Here is a 15,787-nt window from a genome sequence, read left to right as displayed (position 1 = left end):
GCGTACCTAGCCCCCCGACACGTCCAGCGCCTTCGTCAGGACCTCTCAGGGTGGTCCGGGCGGAGTTCTATGTGGTCGGGGGCCAGGTCCACCGCCACGCGGTGTTCCATGGACAGGGCCTCCAGGAACTTCGGGGGGAGCTGGACGCGGCCGAAGCGGTCGAGGACCACGTACTCGCGTTCGCTGACGGATTCCTCGCCGTGCTCGTCGGTGACCGTGCGGCGCAGGACCTCGCTGCTGGTGCGGCCGTCGCGGATGGCCACGGTGCGACGGACCTCGCCCGCCACCATCGGGTCGTGCGTCACGATGACCACCGTCACGCCGAGCTCCTTGTTCACGGTGCGGAAGGTCTCGAAGACCGCCGCGGCCGTCTCCGAGTCCAGTTCGCCCGTCGGTTCGTCGGCCAGGAGCACCGAGGGGTCGTTCGCCATCGCCACGGCGATGGCGACGCGCTGCTGCTGGCCGCCGGAGAGCTCGGCCGGGCGCCGGTGCGCCAGGTCGCCGATCCCGAGGGCGTCCAGGACCTCCGCGACCCGGGCGGAGTGGCGTGCGGCCGCGCCGCGCCGGGAGGAGCCGCCCTTCAACTGCATGGGCAGGGCGACGTTCTGGGCGGCCGTCAGGAAGGGCAGCAGGTTGCGGGCCGTCTGCTGGAAGACGAACCCGACCGCCTCGCGCCGGTAGCGCAGCCGGTCCCGCGCCGTCAGCTCCAGCAGGTCGTAGCCGGCGACCGTCGCGCTGCCCGCCGTCGGGACGTCCAGGCCCGCCAGGATGTTCAGGAGGGTGGACTTGCCGCTGCCCGAGGCGCCGACGAGGGCCACCAGATCGCCCTGGGCGACCGTCAGTTCCAGCCCCTGCAGGGCCTGTACCTCGATGCCGTCCGTACTGAAGATCCGGACCAGGCGGTCGACGGCGATGGCGGCGTCCGCCGTCGGGGTGCGGGGCTCGGCCGCGGCCGTCGCCCGGTGGCGCAGCTCCTCGTACGTCGGCTGGTCGCTGTTCAACTCTGGTCTCCCGCTCTCAACTCGGTGGTGATCTGCCGGCGCCCGGAGGTCGCCGCCTCGACGAGCACCGCCGCGGCGACCAGGGCGGCCAGGCCCAGGGCCTGGGTCAGTACGGGCCCCGCTGTGAGCCGTACGCCGGTCGGCACGCTCGCTCCGACCAGCGTGGACAGGTCCATCGCCGGTCCCAGCAGGGCCACTGCGGCCGCCGCCACCAGGGCGCCGCCCGCCGCCGCGGCCAGGGTCTGCGGCAGGGCTTCGGCGAGGATCAGCGCCACGCCCTGCCGGCGGCGCAGCCCCATGGTGCGCAGCCGGGCCAGCAGCGCCGCACGTTCGGGGACGGTCCGCATCAGCGTCAGCAGTACGGCCAGCAGGGCGAAGCCGGCCGCTCCGGCCACGGAGGCCCAGAAGAGCCGCTGCGCCGACCGCTGCAGTGGATCGGCGCTCAGCTCGGCGAGGGCCTCGGCGCTGGTGCGTACGGGGTACAACTCCTCGGTCGACGGCGCCCGGGGCACCGAGCCCTCGGCCGGGGCCGGGGCCGAAGGCTTCGGCAGCGCGGAGCTGAGCAGTGCGCGCAGCCGCTTCCCGTCGGGGGAGCCGAGGGCGAACCACCGGTTCGCGTGGTCGGCGCCGCGGACGAGGGCCACCGTCGCGGGACCCGCGGGAAGGACGACGGTCGCGGCGTTCCGGGCCGGCCGGGCCGGGGTGCAGTCGATCACGCCGGCGACCCGTGTCCGCAGCTCTCCACCACTGCCGGGCCGCAGCGTGTACGTGCCCGGGGCGGCCTGCCGGGCAAGGCCGGAGCTGAACAGCGCGGGCACCGGGGCCCCGGCGGAATCCGCGCCGCCCGCGGCCAGCAGGGCGGGGTCGAAGGAGCCGCAGCCGAGGGCCCGGGAGAGCTCCGCGTACGCCGCCGGCTCGGCGACGATCACGGTGACCTGGGTGGGCCCCTGGGCGGTGCCGAGGACGGAGGAGTCGTGGTCGATCCACAGCGGCACGGACGTCCGTACGCCGGGCAGCTCGCCCGCGGCCTTGACGAGCCCGTCGGGGAGCGGCGACCTCCCGTACGCGGCGATCGACGCGTCACCCCCGACCGTCAGCCGGGCGACGCCCAGCCGGGCCGAGTCCGCCGACTCCAGGACGGCGGCCCCGAAGCCGCCGCTGGTGATGGCGAGGAGCAGCGCGATCAGCGGCAGGACGGAGGGGCCGGTCCGGCCGCGGACGGGCGCCCCCGCGCCCCGTGCGGCCCGCGCCAGTCCGAGGAAGCCGACCAGTCCGGAGCGGCGTGCGGCCGCCCGGGCGAGCCATCCCGTCACCACCGGCTGGAGCCGGGCCAGCAGCAGCGCCCCGCACAGGGCGAGCAGCAGCGGAGCCGCGACCAGCAGGGGGTCGAGGTCGGCGCCGGCCGGGGCGACCCCGCGGCGGCGGACCTCCAGTACGGCCGCACCGGTGGCGATGAGGACGAGGAGCTCGGCCACCGGCCTGCGCCACCGTGCGGCGGGGCGCGGCGGGGTCAGCAGTACGGCCGCCCGTACGGGGAAGGCCAGCAGCGTGAGCAGCGCGACGGCCGCGGCGGCCAGCAGCGAGGGCGCCAGCCGGGGCGTGGGCAGCAGGAGGACGGCGAGCGAGGTGGCGACGGCGGCCGCCGGGAGCACCGTGACGGCGCCCTCGCCGAGGAGCCGGCCGACGATGCCGGAGCGCGAGCCGCCGCGTGCCAGGAGGAGCCTCAGTTCGGCTTCCCGCCGGTCCGCGGTGAGCGCGCCGGCCAGGCACAGGACGACGAACGCGACTCCGGCGACCCCGAGCGGTCCGATCGCGGCGAGCGGCGCCGCGGCCTGCCTGCGGGCGCGGGCCTCCTCGAACAGCTCGGGCAGCCGGGAGGAGGACCGCAGCAGCTCGCGACGGGTCTCCCCGGGCAGTGCGGCGGCGATGGGACCGGCGATGTACGAGGCGATGTGCGCGCTCGTGGCGTCGAGGCGGTCGGCCCGCAGGCGGTCGACGTCCACGGGGAGCCGCCAGAAGTCCTCGGCGGTGCGGCCCCAGGTGTCGAGCCGGCCGAGGCTCCCGGCCCCGACGAAGGCATCGGCGTCCCAGGAGAGCTTGTCCCCGGTGTAGTGCTCGCAGGCGCGGTTGAAGCACCCCAGCTCGGCCCAGAAGTCCTCGGTCTCGTCGATGGCCGTGTAGAGGCCGACGACCTCGGCCGAGGGTGCGCCGCCGGTCACGGTGGAGGTCTTGAGGACCGAGCCGAGGCGGGCGCCGATGGTCTCGGCGGCGCTCCGCGAGAGGGCGATCTGCATCGGTGGCGCGGCGCCGGAGGCGGCATCGGAGGACGGCGCGGCTGTGTCGGCCGGCCAGTGTCCCGCGACCAGTTTCACGTGCGTCTCGGCCTGCCGGACGTACAGCAGGGACATGCCGGGCGGGATGCCGGACGGGCTGGTGAGTTCCGGCTCGACCAGCGGCTGGCGTTTGACGGTCCGGCTGCCGTACACCACCTCGTCGCGGACGATGTCGAAGTCACCGCCGGTACGGGCGAGCAGGCCCTTCAGCGTCGTGTCCAGTGCCTCGGGGCCCTGCCCCGCGTCGAGCGGCGGAGCGGTGGCCAGCAGGCTGGTGCCGATCGGGCCGCTGCGGTGCAGGAACGCCCGCAGGGCCTGGTCGGCGCCGCGGTCCTGGGCCCGGGGGAGCGCCGCGGCCAGCAGGACGGCCACGAAGGCCAGCGCGGCGCCCAGCAGGGTGCCCAGCGGGGCCGCGCGCAGCCGGGTCCTGATCCACGGCGCGGGCCGGGGTGCGGACCCCGGCGAAGGGGTGGAGGGCCGGGGGGTGGTCACATCTCCTCCACGGGGCGCAGCCGGGCGGCGATGTCGCGGCCGCGGGGGCCGCCGAGGGCGGCCGACAGCAGGGGAACGGCCGCGATGGCGGCGGCCGTCAGCAGGGTCTGCCAGAACGGCATGTCGACGCGTACCGGCGGGAAGGGCCGCCGTGCGGCGGGTGTCAGCACGACCAGGGGCGCCATCAGGTGGACGAGGCCGACACCCAGCGCGGTCCCGGCCGCGGTGCCCAGGGCGATCAGTACGCCGCCCTCGGCGAAGGCCGCCCGGGCCAGCGAACGGCGGGGTGCGCCGAGGGCGAGCAGGATCGAGAACTCCCGTCCGCGTACGCGCCGTTCGGCGGCGGTGGAGGTGGCGAAGCCGATGGCCGCGAGGACCGCGCAGGCGGCCGCGAGGGCGGCCAGCGCGCTCTGCGGGCCGGCGCTGAGCGGGTCGTCCAGCAGCCCCGCGGTGATTTCCTCGCGCAATTGGACGCGCTCGGTGCGGGCGCCGGCGCGCAGTGCGGCCGCCGCGCGGCCCGGTGCCGGGTCGGTGGCGGAGGCGGCGGGCAGCCACCATTCGCCGGGCGGGTCCGGCTGTTGACCGGCGCTCTCCAGGAGGTAGCGGCCGAGGGTGCGCAGGTCGACGGCGAGCGCCGTCCGGCCGGCCACGGGCAGGCAGTCCACCGCGGCGGTGATCCGCACCGGGACGGTCGCGCCGCTCATCGTGACGTTGACGGTCTTGCCCACGGACGCGCCGATGGCGCGCAGGTACCCGGTGGTGGCGACGGCGGGGACGGCGACGGCGGGCGGCGCGGCGGGGGCCGGGAACAGGACGGCCCGAACGCCCTTCTCGGTGCCGAAGCCGCCCCAGAAGCGCAGGCGCAGCACGTCCGCGGAGCCGGCCGGGACGGGGGCGAGGGCGGGGGCCGTGAGGTTGCGGGGGCCGCCCTGCGGGGGCGCCGACCGCCAGGCGGGCGCGCCTGACTGCGGATCCGTGCTCGTCGTGGTGACGGGTACGGCGCCGCCGCTCGTGGTGTCGGAGACCGCGATCCTGCGTACGGTCAGTTCGTTGCCTTCCCCGGCGGGGCCGTCCTCCCCGGCGTACGAGAGGCGCACCCCGGCGAGGCTCAGCGGGGTGGCGGCCGAGCCGATCGGGGCGCCGGTCAGCGCGTCCAGGGCGAACGGCAGGGTGGCTTCGCCGTTCGCGGGCAGGGTGGCCGGTGATGTCGCGTGGACGGCCCCGAAGCGGTCGCGCAGCAGCAGGCTCACGGTGGCCCAGCTCGTGCCGGACGTCCGCACGGTCACGTCGAGGTCGATGCGGCGGGGCGATCCGGGCAGCGTGATCCCGGGGGCGGTCGCCGTCCCGGCGGCGGTCCCGGAGGCAGCTGACGCGGAGGGGGCCGTCCCCGGCCGGGGGTTGCGGTCGGCCGCGGCGAGCGGGGCGAACAGCTCCCGCATCTCCCGGCCGTCCCGCAGGTCGGCGCGCAGCGGCACCCGCCCGGCGGCCTCCGCCGCGTCCAGCGCGAGGATCTCACCCACTCCACCGCCCGGGAGCTGCTGTTGCCGGCGGACCACCGGGATCAGCCGCTCCGCGCCCGGCAGGGCCCCGTAGCGTCCGGCCTGGCCCATCGCGGCCATGCTGCTGCCGGAGATCCGCAGGCCGCCCGCGGTCGCGAAGTCGGCCTGGTCGCGCTGGGAATCCGACCAGGCGGTGTGCTGGCCGAGGGCCAGGATCCCGCTGGAGACGGCGAGGACGAGCAGCAGTACGGGTCCGGTGGCCCGCCCGGGGCGGCGGGCGAGCTGCCAGCCGAAGAGCGCCGGGGCCAGGCTCCGGCCGCGGGCCGCCAGCCGTCCCCCGGCACGCGCCGCGAAGGGCAGCAGCCGCAGGACCAGTAGCGTGCCCGCGCACAGGGCGAGGGCCGGGGCGGCGACGAGCACGGGGTCCACGCCGAGCCCGCCGTCCGCGGGCCCGTCCGGCGTGGTGCCTTCCGTACCGCCGTACTGAGACAGCTGCTGGTAGCCGAGGACGGCGAGGGCCACCAGGGCGAGGTCCAGGCCGGAGCGCGCGGCGCCGGTGGCCAGCGCCTGCCGGCTGCCGACCCGGCGCAGTACGGCGGCCGAGGCGCCGCGCAGGGCGGCGGGCAGTGTGGTCAGCAGGACGCAGGCCAGGGCGCAGCCGGCCGCCACGGGCCAGACCAGCCAGGTGCCCGGGATCTCCAGATGGAGCCGGCCGAGCGGCCCGAACCCGCCGAACAGCCGCAGCAGGGGCGGGGTGAGCAGCGGTGCCAGGACGGCGGCGGGCAGGGCGAGCAGCAGTGATTCGGCCGCGCTGAGCGCTCCGAGCCGTCGGCGGGAGGCGCCGCGGGCGGTGAGCAGGACGCGCTCCGGTTCTTGACGGACCATCAGGATGTGGGAGACGAGCAGCAGTGCGGCCGCCGAGAGGACGGCGAGCTGCAGTGCGCCGAGCAGCAGGGTGGACCGGGCGACGAGCAGTCCCGAGTCCAACTGGGCCAGCAGTTCGGGAAGTTCGGTGGCGGCCTGGAGCGAGGAGGCGCGTTCGAGGGAGACGGCCGCGGGTTTCGCCGCGGTCCGGACGGCGGCGGCCTCCGTCGCGCGGATGGTGCGCAGGTCGGGGGTCAGGAGCGTGCCGCGGTAGTTCTGCGGGAGGCCGCCCGTGGTGAAGGCGGCGTCGTCCACCAGGAGCGGGCCGTAGGTGGTGAAGGTGGTGGCCTGGATCTCGCGGCCGCCGAGCGGGTCGAGCCGCCAGTAGGCCGAGTCCGGATCGGAGGCCCGGTAGACGCCGGTGACCAGCACGTTCAGGGGCGGGCCGCCGAAGCGGTCGTCCAGCCGGACCGGTGCGGGCAGCGCGGACTCGGTCAGACCGAGCCGGGCCAGCGCCGCGCGGGGTACGGCGGTCTGAAGTGCCGCTCCCGCGGAGCCCGTTGCGGCCTCGGCGGGCTGCGGCCACTGCCCGGCGAGCAGCTGTACGTGGTCCCTGCCGAGGGAGGCCAGCAGTGTCAGGTCGGCATCGCTCCCGGAGGCGGCCGGTCCGGGCAGCCCGTACGAGCGGCTGCGCGCCATGTTCTCCACGGTCACCGGCAGTCGGCCGAACACCTCGTCCGCGTAGGCCCGGACGGACTCATCGTCCTTGGTGCGCACGGCCGTTGGGTGGCTACTGGTGATCACGACCGCGGTCCGGGGTCTCTCCGGGCCGGTCAGGGCCCGCCGGAGGCCCTCCTCACCCACGCCGCGGGTGAACGCCGTCAGCGCGGTCAGGGCCGTCGCGGTGATCAGTACGGTGAGCAGTACGGCAACGGCGAGCGGCCATCGCCCGCGCAGTCGGCGCACGACGAAGCCGAGCACGTGTTCAGTTCCTCCCCCGTCCGGACTCCTGGTACCGGATAGCGGACGATGCTGTCAGATTCGGGCGAAAGAGGGAAGGTGCTTGCGTGAATGGTGTGACAGATGCGCAAATGCGATCAGAAGGTGGAGCGGCGCGACGCGCCGCACGACGCGGTGCCGGACGCTCCGCGTGGACAACTCGACGGGGGAATGCGCGTGATGAGTGACCATCAGGAACCGGCCGCGGTGGCCGCGGCGCGGGAGGGCGGCGGCACGCCGATCGTCGTGGTGGACGACGTGCACCACAGCTTCGGCAGCGGACCGCGGGCCGTCCACGCCCTGCGCGGCGTGTCCTTCGAGGTCCGCCGCGCCGAACTCACCGTCCTCAGGGGCCGGTCGGGCTCCGGCAAGACCACCCTGCTGAACCTCGTCGGCGGACTCGACACCCCGACCGGCGGCCGGATCACCCTCGACGGCACCGACCTGGCGACCCTCGACGAGCCGGGCCTGCTCGCGCTGCGCCGCGACCGCATCGGCTTCGTCTTCCAGTCCTTCGGCCTGATACCCGCCCTCACCGCCGCCGAGAACGTGGGCGTACCGATGCGACTGCGCCGCGTCCCCGCCAAGGAGCGCGAGGAGCGCGCCCGCACCCTGCTCGGCCTGGTCGGCCTCGCGGACCACGCGGAGCAGCGGCCCGGTGAACTCTCCGGCGGCCAGCAGCAGCGCGTCGCGGTGGCCCGCGCGCTGGCCAACGACCCCGACCTGATCATCGCGGACGAACCCACGGGCCAGCTCGACTCGGAGACGGGCCGGTCGGTCATGGAACTGCTGTGCGCGGTGGTGCGCAGCGAGTCGGTCACCATCCTCGTCGCCACCCACGACCCCAACCTGATCGAACTGGCCGACCGGGTCGTGGAACTGCGCGACGGCCACATCATCGGGCCCGACACCCCACGGTGAAGCGGGTGTCCCCGTGAACCCTCTACCCGGCAGGCCGCGTGAGGAGGCACTCCGGCCACTGGGTGCGGGTGGTGCAGGTGGTGCGGGCGTGCCGGGGGGAGAGCGGCGTCGGGGCCAGGAAGCCGAAGCCGTGGCCGGCGGGGGACCGGGCCGTACGTGCGGTTCGGTCCGGCCCCGCCCACCACAGCAGCCGTGTCCTGCACGGCAGGTCGCGCAGGACCGCCAGGACGCGGAGTGCGATCAGGAGGAAGAGGTTGGGCCGTGTGGCAGGGACTCAGCTTCCCGAGGTGCGTTCCCACCTCAGGTTGGCTGATGATCGAACCAAGCACGGCTTTCCGGCTGGTTGGGGCGGACGATTGCCAGGATGGCCGGCACGAGCCAGACCAGTCCAAGAACGGGTGCCACCTTGAAGAATGCCAGCGTGAAGGGTAGCGCCGTCCAACCGTAGGCGAAGGCGGACACACGCAGATTGAGGTGGCGCGTGGGGAACTTCAAGGCGGTGGTAACGCCCCATGCAGCAACCGCAAGTACGAGCAATCCGGCGCATACGATGATCCCGGAGTGAGCCTCGCCCGGCGTGGTACAGCACGGGGTCGAGGCGTCGGCCTCGCCCCAGATGGCGGTGGCGATGGCCACGCTGTTGGTCAGCAGAGCGAGTCCGAGGACGGCCTGCATTCCGCCCAGAACCATCATCAGCACGCGGAGGCTCTTTACCGGCTGGGGCATCTGCGCCCCTGAGGGGATCGGCTCGTGGCCGAGTCCCCCCGGCCCACGGGGTCCTCCAGACCCAGCCGCTCCCGGGTTGCCGCTCGCGCGCGACCGCTGCCACGGCCGCTGTCCGCCCGGCTCTTCCCCCTCGTTCAAACCCATGCTGGTCCCTTCCCCGAAAGGCCGCGCCTGCGCCGTCATGCTCCGGCGACCCATGTCGACTGTCCAGCCCCAATCCGGCCAGGGCTGCCTCTGCTCAGCCTGGTGGCCGACAGGCTGTCGTCTGGTGGGGAGGAGGAGAGCCTCAGGGCAGAAGCCCCTGCCGTTTGAGCCGGAGGGAACGGATGATCGACGCATGGAGCGAGGTGCCTTCGACGACGTCCCCTTGGCCGGGCCGTCCCGCACCGCCCCGTCACAACTCCACAGGATCCGTATCCGTTGCCGGGCGCGCACGGAGTTCCACGTCAAAGCGCACACCGTCACGGGGTCACCAGCTCATATGACTGAGTGATTGGTTCGCACGTATGAGCAACCTCTGTCGATGGGACCGCATCTATCCCCCCGTAAGCATGTCAACCGGTGTAGGGGTGGATTGATGGTGCAAACCGACGAAGCAGAGCAGGTGAGGGCCCGGGAGTCGGTGCCGGCACCGGTACGGCGGAAGTCGTGGCGGGAGGGGTCCTGGCGGCGTGGCCGGATTCTCGCGGGGCTGGCGGTGCTCGCAGCAGTCACCCTGGCGCTGCACAGCCTGCTGCCCAACCCCGCCAATCTGGCTGGGCTGCTGGAGACCTTCTTGCCCTGGTTCGGCCTGATCGTCCCGGTGCTGCTGGTGCCCGCGCTGTTGCGGCGTTCGGCCATCGCGCTGGTCGCGCTGCTGGTAGCCGCTGCCGTCTGGCTGGCCATGTTCGGTGGGATGCTCGGCGACCGGAGCACCGGCAAGGGCGATCTCACCGTCGTCACGCACAACGTGGCCGCCGCCAACACCGATGTTGCAGGCACGGTGAAGATGCTGATCGACTCGGGCGCCGACCTCATTGCACTCCAGGAGCTGGATCCGGGGGTGCTGCCCGAGTACGAGCGGGGCCTGGCCGCCGTGTACCCGCACCACGTGGCCGGCATCGCCGCCGACGGGCTCTGGTCGAAGTACCCGGTCGGCGGCAGCACGATAGCGAAGGGCCCGGCCGGCGAGGGCAACGGAACGGTGTTCCGGTCGGTGGTGACCACTCCGAAGGGAGAGATAGCGGTCTACGTCGGGCATCTGGACTCGGTCCGGGTCACCCTCGGGAAGGGGTTCGGCGCGGAGCTCCGGGGCTACAGCATCGCCGCGACGAGCTCCGCGATCGAGGCCGAGCCGCTGGACCGGGTGCTGCTGATGGGTGACCTGAACGGCAGTCTGGCGGACCGCGCCTTCGCCCCGATCGCCGAGCAGATGACGTCCGCCCATGAGGCCGCCGGTTCCGGATTCGGCTTCACCTGGCCGACCGCCTTCCCGGCAGTGAGGATCGACCACATCCTCAGCAAGGGGCGGCTGACCGCGACCGACTCCTGGGTGCTGCCCGCCGACGGCAGCGACCACCGCGCGGTGGCGGCGTCCTATCGGTACTGAGCCGCCCGCTCACACCCATCGCACGGGGGATCTGTCCGTGTGCCGGTCGACTCGGAACACGTGGTGATGTGGTGGGCCGGATGCCGGATGCCGGATGCCGGATGCCGGATCCCCGGGTGGCCCGGTACACCCGGCGCCCCGGCTCCGGCGCCCCTGCCCCGGCGCACCCGCCCCGGCGCACCCGCCCCGGCGCTCCGGCTCCGGGGCCGGCGTCCGGGTGCCCTCGTGCCGTGGTGGTCCGTAGGGCAGCTACTGGATGCTCGTGAGGTGCGGGTGTCCCGGGTCGGCGGGGCAGGCGAAGACGTTCAGCTTGCCCCAGCGGCCCACCTGGACCTCGGTGGGCTCGCAGCCCCCGCCGACGGCCGGGTCCCGTTCCTCCAGCGGCATCCAGCTGACGCTCCCGCCGTCCCACTCCGAGCTGGCGATGGTCAGCAGCAGTTCCATCGGGGCCGCGCAGGCCGGGCAGTGCAAGGTGGCGGCGTCGGTCAGGTTCCAGGACGCGTAGCCCCCGGCGCGCCAGCCGGGCGGGACGGACAGGTCGAACTGGTAGGTCGGCCAGTCCCATTCCTCCACGCCCGCTTCCTCGGCCTCCTCTTCGAGGGCCTCTTCCCTGGCCTCGATCCGGGCGCACAGCTCTTCGGGCAGCAGCCCGGTGAAGGGGTACGTGACCACCTGCTCGGGGTGCAGCACGCACGGCTCGGGTACGTAACCCTCGAAGCCCACGACCTCCGGCACGGGCGGCCGCGCCATCACCCTGACGACCTCCCGCGACCGGCGCCAGCGCAGGTCCAGCAGCATGCCGGTCCGGTTCTCGCCGTGTGCGTCGAAGGGGCACCAGAACACCTGGAGCAGATCGCAGTTCTCAGGCCCCGCGAGCAGGTCGGGCACGTCCCGGCGGTACAGCTGGGCCAGAGCGATCATCGGGAGCGGATCCGTCACCCCGCTCTCCCCGCTCTCCGCCGCCACCCGGTGCCTGCGCCTGAGCTCCTCCAGCAGCCGCCGCTCCTCGTCCGTGGGGCCGGAGTCCGGCTTCCGGGCCCACGCGGCGGCCAGGAGCTGCCGCTCCCGGTGGATGTCTGCCGGGCGCCGGCCGCGCCCGTGGGGGTGCGGATCGGTGCACACCGGCCACGGTTCGTCCGCCGGCCAGAGTATCGGCCCGCCCACGGAGCTGACCGACGCGTCGGGGCTGCCCGGCCGCGGGTGCAGCCGCGTGGTCGTGCCGCGGTGGGCGGCGAGCCCGGGGAAGAGCGCCTCGACGTCGAGCGGGCGCGGTGGCGTGGTCCTCGTCATGATCCCGGACCCTAACGGGTTGGCCCTCGATTGATCTTGGGTGCGGCCGAACGTTCGGGCGGGTGCAGTCCCGTGAGTCCCGTGACCGGTTCACGGTTGCGGCCGCGGGGCGAAGTCGCTTCTCTTTCATGATCATCAGGCGCAGAATGCTCTGCATGACGACGACACGGGTGATCACACAGCAGGCCCTCGGTGGCCCCGACGTGCTGGAACTTGCCGAGATGCCCCTTCCCTCGCCGGGCCCGGGCGAGGTCCTGGTGCGCGTACGGGCCACCGGCATGAACCCTGCGGATTGGAAGGTCCGTATCGGCAAGGTGGACTTCTTCGGCCCGCCGCCGTTCGTGCTCGGCCACGAGTTCAGCGGCATGGTGGAGGCCATCGGCGAGGGCGCCACCCGCTTCACGGTGGGCGAGGAGGTCTACGGCTGGACCGTCCCGCCGCATGGCAGCCACGCCGACCGCGTGGTGGTGACCGAAGACCGGATCGCGCCCAAGCCGCGCACCCTCGACCACGTCGGCTCCGCGGCACTGCCGATCTCCGGCTTCACCGCCTACCAGGCCCTGGTCACCCTCTCCGACGTACAGCCCGGCCAGCGGGTGCTGATCCACGGCGCGGCCGGCGGCGTCGGCCACATCGCCGTGCAGATCGCCAAGTCCCGGGGCGCGTACGTCATCGGCACGGCCCGCGCAGCCAAGCACGACTACCTGCGCGGGCTCGGCGCTGACGAGCTGATCGACTACACGGTGGAGGACTTCTCGGCCCTGCGCGGCATCGACGTGGTGCTGGACACCATCAGCAACGACTACGGCCCGCGTTCCCTGCCCACCCTCAAGCCGGGCGGCATCCTGGTCGACGTCGTCGGCGTCGGCGTGGACCGCACCGAGGTGACGGCCCGCGCCGCCGAACTCGGCGTACGATTCGTGGAGTTCTTCCTGGAACCCACCCCCGCCGTGCTGACCGCCTTCGCCGAACTCGTCGACACCCATGGCCTGAGCCCCACGATCGCCGACACCCTCCCGCTCACCGAGGCCGCGAAGGCCCACGAGCTCAGCGAAACCGGCCGGGTCCAGGGCAAGATCGTCCTCGTTCCGTAGTCCTGACGTCCTCGATCCATCAGGTCGAGCAGGTGGGCGCCCCGACTCCGGCTGAACTCGCCGGGCCGGGTGCCCGGTCCTCGTTCGTCCATGGCGTCGGGCCCCGACCAGCCGCATACCCCGCACGGCTGCGTGGGCTCCTCCCGCCTCACGAGGACCGGGTGGGCTGGAGGAACAGCAAGGGCGTACCCACGAGCAGCACCACGACACCGAGAACGGCCCCCCATCCGGCGTGGAAGAGGCTGGACCAGAGCACCCACAGGCAACTGAGCGCGAAGAGCGCAGGGGTCACCGGATAGAGGGGCACCCGATAGTGCGGCGCCGCGCCCGGCTCCCTCCTGCGAAAGACGTAGAGCGACAGGGCCACCAGGAACATGAAGAACCAGAACACCGGCGCGGTGTAGGCGACCATCGCTCGGAACCCCACGCGCGTGACGGCTCCGAAGACGACCAGCGCCGCGGAGACCGCGCCCTGCAGCACGAGCGCGTTCGCAGGGGTCGAACCGCGCTCCTTCCAGGTGCCGATCGAACGCAGCGCGGCCACGTCCCGGCCGAGCGCGTAGTACGAACGGGCCCCGGTGATCATCAGCCCGTTGAGCGTGGTCAGGGTGGAGAGCATGACGACGACGCTGAGGACCGTCGCCCCCGCGTCGCCGGCGACGGCGCGCATCATGTCGGCGCCGACGGCATCGCTGTCACGGACCCCTTCGAGGCCCAACACGTGCAGATAGGCCAGGTTGATCGCGAGGGTCACGGCGATGACGACGAGCACGCCGAGGACCAGGGCGCGGGCCATGTTGTGCCGGGCGTCCTGGAGTTCGCCCGAGAGGTACGCGGCCTCGTTCCAGCCGCCGTACGTCAGGAGGATGTACATCATCGCGAGGCCGATACCGGCCACGGACGTCTCCTGAGGGGTGCTCGGGCGAGGTGCGGGAGCCGTCGTGGCGAACGCCGAGACGACGATGGCGACGAGCGCGAGGACGACGACGACCTCGACGAACCGCTGGGTCAGCTTCCCGGGTGTGATGCCCACCCGGTTGACGAGGGTGAAGACGGTGATCGCGACGAGGGCGTACAGGCCCGGACCGTACGGTCCGAGCGGCAGGGCCGTGTTCGCGTAGTCGCCCATCACGAAGGCGGCGGCCGCGATGGCACCCGGTTGGATCACCGCGCAGCGCGCCCAGGCGAACAGCAGGGCGACCTTCCGCCCGTAGGCCTCGTTCAGGAAGGCGTACTCGCCGCCCGCGTCGGGCCGCGCGCTGCCCAGCTCGGCGTAGCAGACCGCACCGATCAGCGTCACCAGCCCGCCCAGCAGCCACAGCGACACGAACACGGCCTCGTCGCTCGAATACTTCGCGACCAGCGCCGGGGTCGCGAAGATGCCGAAACCCAGGACGATTCCGACCACCATGATCGCGACGTCCGCGGGTGTCAGCGCGGCCCGGGGGACCGCGCCGGAGGTTTCGGACAAGGCACACCTCGGGACGTCGCAGGCCGCGGGAAGGCAGAACGGGACATCGGGGACGCCCCTGACAGGATGCCAGGCGAAGTAGGGCCGGGCGGCGATGACGCGGTCCGCCGTCCGACCGGATTCGCGCGGTAGTACACGGCCACCAGCAGCACCCGGTCCGTCAGGGGCAGGCGCCACGGCCGGCCGCCCCCGGGTCCGTTCCCGCCCCGCTCCCGCACCACCTTCACCAGCCTCGCGAACCGGTCGATCCGCAAGCCCGTGAACGTCTCCACCCACACCGGCTCAGCCCGCAACACCCCACCCGTACAGGCAAAATGCCCAAAGCTGAGCCTTGTGCAACACCCTTTAGTGCAAGGCCGTGAAGTTACGGGCTGATTGGCTCTGTCAACAGGATGTCGATGCTGAAGGTGGCCTTGTAGGTGCGGCGGTCGACGCGCAGGCTCTTGTACGCGTAGCGGGATAGGGGGCGCTTGACCGCGCGGGGGCTGAGGCGGAGCCGGCGGGCGGGCATGGCCCGGTCCAGGACCGCGCGGCCGATGGCGCCGACGAGGTCGATGACGGTGCCGGCGATCACGCCCGTGGCTTGTATGACCTGGTCACGGGCGGTCTGCAGGGCGATGCTGAAGCTGGTGAACGACTCGTCTGAGCAGACAACGTCGTTCTACCGGGGCTCTGCTCTCCACGTCAGGTGGTCCGCCAGAACCACCTGGTGGAACGGCCGACCTATGACCAAGCCCCTCAAGCAGCACTGCCTAAACTTCTCATTGAGCCCGATCGGCCTTCCACTCCCGGGCAAGCGTCGCATAGACGTACTCGCTGCCCCAGCGCTCGTTGTCGAGGTCGTTCTCGACAAGGTGCGCCTCCCGGCGCATGCCGAGGCGCTCGCACACGCGCACCGACCCGGTGTTGAGTACGTCGAGGCGGGCGAAGAGCCGGTGGACGCCCAACTCGGCGAAAGCCAGCGCGGCGGTCGCACGCGCGGCCTCGGTCGCGTAACCCCGGCCGCCGTACGCTGGGTTGAAGATCCAGCCGATCTCGACCTGGCGTGCTCGCGCGCTCGTGAGCTTCAGGACAACCTCGCCGACGACCGTTGCTTCGCCGACCGGGCAGACGGCGACCACGAGGTCGTCGCCGTCCTCGGCCCACGCCGTGCCAGCCGCGCGCCTCGTCAGGCTCTGCGCGCACCGTTCACGAGTGAGCGGCTCCCGGTAGAGGTAGCGAGCGACTTCGGGGAGGCCCTGGTACGCGTACAAGTCATCGAGGTCGTCCGGCGTGAACATACGCAAAAGGAGCCGTTCGGTGCTGAAGGGCAGCGAGAGCATGGTCATCGATCTGGTGTTTCTCCCCCCGGGGGGCTACCGCGCCAGCCTGAGTGACCGGACCGCGGACCTCCCAACGACTCATCTTGGGCAACAACGCCGTTCTAACCCCCTTGCCACCAGCAGCGCAACCGTAATTTCACGGCCTTGCCCTTTAGTGCATCGGAGGGAGGGGGGCGGGGCGGGGCAC

11 protein-coding genes and 1 pseudogene are annotated in these 15,787 nt (G+C 73.1%); 3 read left to right on the top strand and 9 right to left on the bottom strand.

The features are described from left to right. Window positions 1-35: 35 nt before the first annotated feature. From ADK52_RS38420 to ADK52_RS38410, 3 genes are read right to left on the bottom strand one after another with little or no spacing between them, the layout of a single operon-like run. Window positions 36-1,001, bottom strand: coding sequence for an ABC transporter ATP-binding protein (locus ADK52_RS38420; protein ID WP_053694491.1), 966 nt, complete (start codon window positions 999-1,001; stop codon window positions 36-38). Continuing rightward, the gene (locus ADK52_RS38415; protein WP_053694490.1) at window positions 998-3,826 is read right to left on the bottom strand and encodes a hypothetical protein; all 2,829 of its coding nucleotides are present in this window, start codon (window positions 3,824-3,826) and stop codon (window positions 998-1,000) included. Before ADK52_RS38415 ends, ADK52_RS38420 begins: the two co-directional genes overlap by 4 nt. Next, window positions 3,823-7,170: an ABC transporter permease gene (locus tag ADK52_RS38410; protein WP_053694489.1), complete on the bottom strand. Its 3,348-nt coding sequence runs from the start codon at window positions 7,168-7,170 to the stop codon at window positions 3,823-3,825. The genes ADK52_RS38415 and ADK52_RS38410 overlap by 4 nt, the downstream gene beginning before the upstream one ends. A gap of 198 nt (window positions 7,171-7,368) precedes the next feature. Between ADK52_RS38410 and ADK52_RS38405 the strand changes: the two genes are divergently transcribed. Further along, entirely contained in the window at window positions 7,369-8,109 is a 741-nt protein-coding gene (locus tag ADK52_RS38405; RefSeq protein ID WP_053694488.1) for an ABC transporter ATP-binding protein, read from the top strand. 300 nt (window positions 8,110-8,409) lie between these two features. On the opposite strand, the gene ADK52_RS38400 is transcribed toward ADK52_RS38405, so the two are convergent. After that, window positions 8,410-8,808, bottom strand: coding sequence for a hypothetical protein (locus ADK52_RS38400; protein ID WP_147419960.1), 399 nt, complete (start codon window positions 8,806-8,808; stop codon window positions 8,410-8,412). Window positions 8,809-9,532: 724 nt separating this feature from the next. Here ADK52_RS38400 and ADK52_RS38395 point away from each other — a divergent pair. Continuing rightward, window positions 9,533-10,423, top strand: a complete 891-nt coding sequence (locus ADK52_RS38395; RefSeq protein ID WP_199828618.1) for an endonuclease/exonuclease/phosphatase family protein — start codon at window positions 9,533-9,535, stop codon at window positions 10,421-10,423. A gap of 249 nt (window positions 10,424-10,672) precedes the next feature. On the opposite strand, the gene ADK52_RS38390 is transcribed toward ADK52_RS38395, so the two are convergent. Continuing rightward, the gene (locus tag ADK52_RS38390; RefSeq protein ID WP_053694486.1) at window positions 10,673-11,713 is read right to left on the bottom strand and encodes a hypothetical protein; all 1,041 of its coding nucleotides are present in this window, start codon (window positions 11,711-11,713) and stop codon (window positions 10,673-10,675) included. Between the two features lie 155 nt (window positions 11,714-11,868). Between ADK52_RS38390 and ADK52_RS38385 the strand changes: the two genes are divergently transcribed. After that, window positions 11,869-12,807 (top strand): NADP-dependent oxidoreductase, encoded by a 939-nt coding sequence (locus tag ADK52_RS38385; protein ID WP_053694513.1) that lies wholly within the window; start codon window positions 11,869-11,871, stop codon window positions 12,805-12,807. Between the two features lie 148 nt (window positions 12,808-12,955). On the opposite strand, the gene ADK52_RS38380 is transcribed toward ADK52_RS38385, so the two are convergent. The 4 genes and pseudogenes from ADK52_RS38380 to ADK52_RS38370 form a co-directional block, all read right to left on the bottom strand. After that, entirely contained in the window at window positions 12,956-14,278 is a 1,323-nt protein-coding gene (locus ADK52_RS38380; RefSeq protein ID WP_053694485.1) for an APC family permease, read from the bottom strand. A 119-nt stretch (window positions 14,279-14,397) separates the two neighbouring features. Beyond that, window positions 14,398-14,574 (bottom strand): annotated as a pseudogene (locus tag ADK52_RS44315) (IS5/IS1182 family transposase); the annotation flags it as partial. 68 nt (window positions 14,575-14,642) lie between these two features. Next, window positions 14,643-14,852 (bottom strand): hypothetical protein, encoded by a 210-nt coding sequence (locus ADK52_RS38375; protein WP_107090280.1) that lies wholly within the window; start codon window positions 14,850-14,852, stop codon window positions 14,643-14,645. Between the two features lie 187 nt (window positions 14,853-15,039). Beyond that, window positions 15,040-15,606 (bottom strand): GNAT family N-acetyltransferase, encoded by a 567-nt coding sequence (locus ADK52_RS38370; protein WP_053694483.1) that lies wholly within the window; start codon window positions 15,604-15,606, stop codon window positions 15,040-15,042. Window positions 15,607-15,787: the final 181 nt, after the last annotated feature.

The organism is Streptomyces sp. WM6372 (genome assembly GCF_001279655.1).
GTDB lineage: Bacteria > Actinomycetota > Actinomycetes > Streptomycetales > Streptomycetaceae > Streptomyces.
The sequence above is the reverse complement of the archived record's forward strand: the minus strand, read 5'-3'. Positions and strand labels throughout refer to the sequence as shown.

Bases quoted from the DNA above. Each gene is read 5' to 3' on its own strand.
- ADK52_RS38385 (WP_053694513.1), top strand. From the start codon at position 11,869: ATGACGACGACACGGGTGATCACACAGCAGGCCCTCGGTGGCCCCGAC.
- ADK52_RS38370 (WP_053694483.1), bottom strand. From the start codon at position 15,606: ATGACCATGCTCTCGCTGCCCTTCAGCACCGAACGGCTCCTTTTGCGT.
- ADK52_RS38405 (WP_053694488.1), top strand. From the start codon at position 7,369: ATGAGTGACCATCAGGAACCGGCCGCGGTGGCCGCGGCGCGGGAGGGC.
- ADK52_RS38390 (WP_053694486.1), bottom strand. From the start codon at position 11,713: ATGACGAGGACCACGCCACCGCGCCCGCTCGACGTCGAGGCGCTCTTC.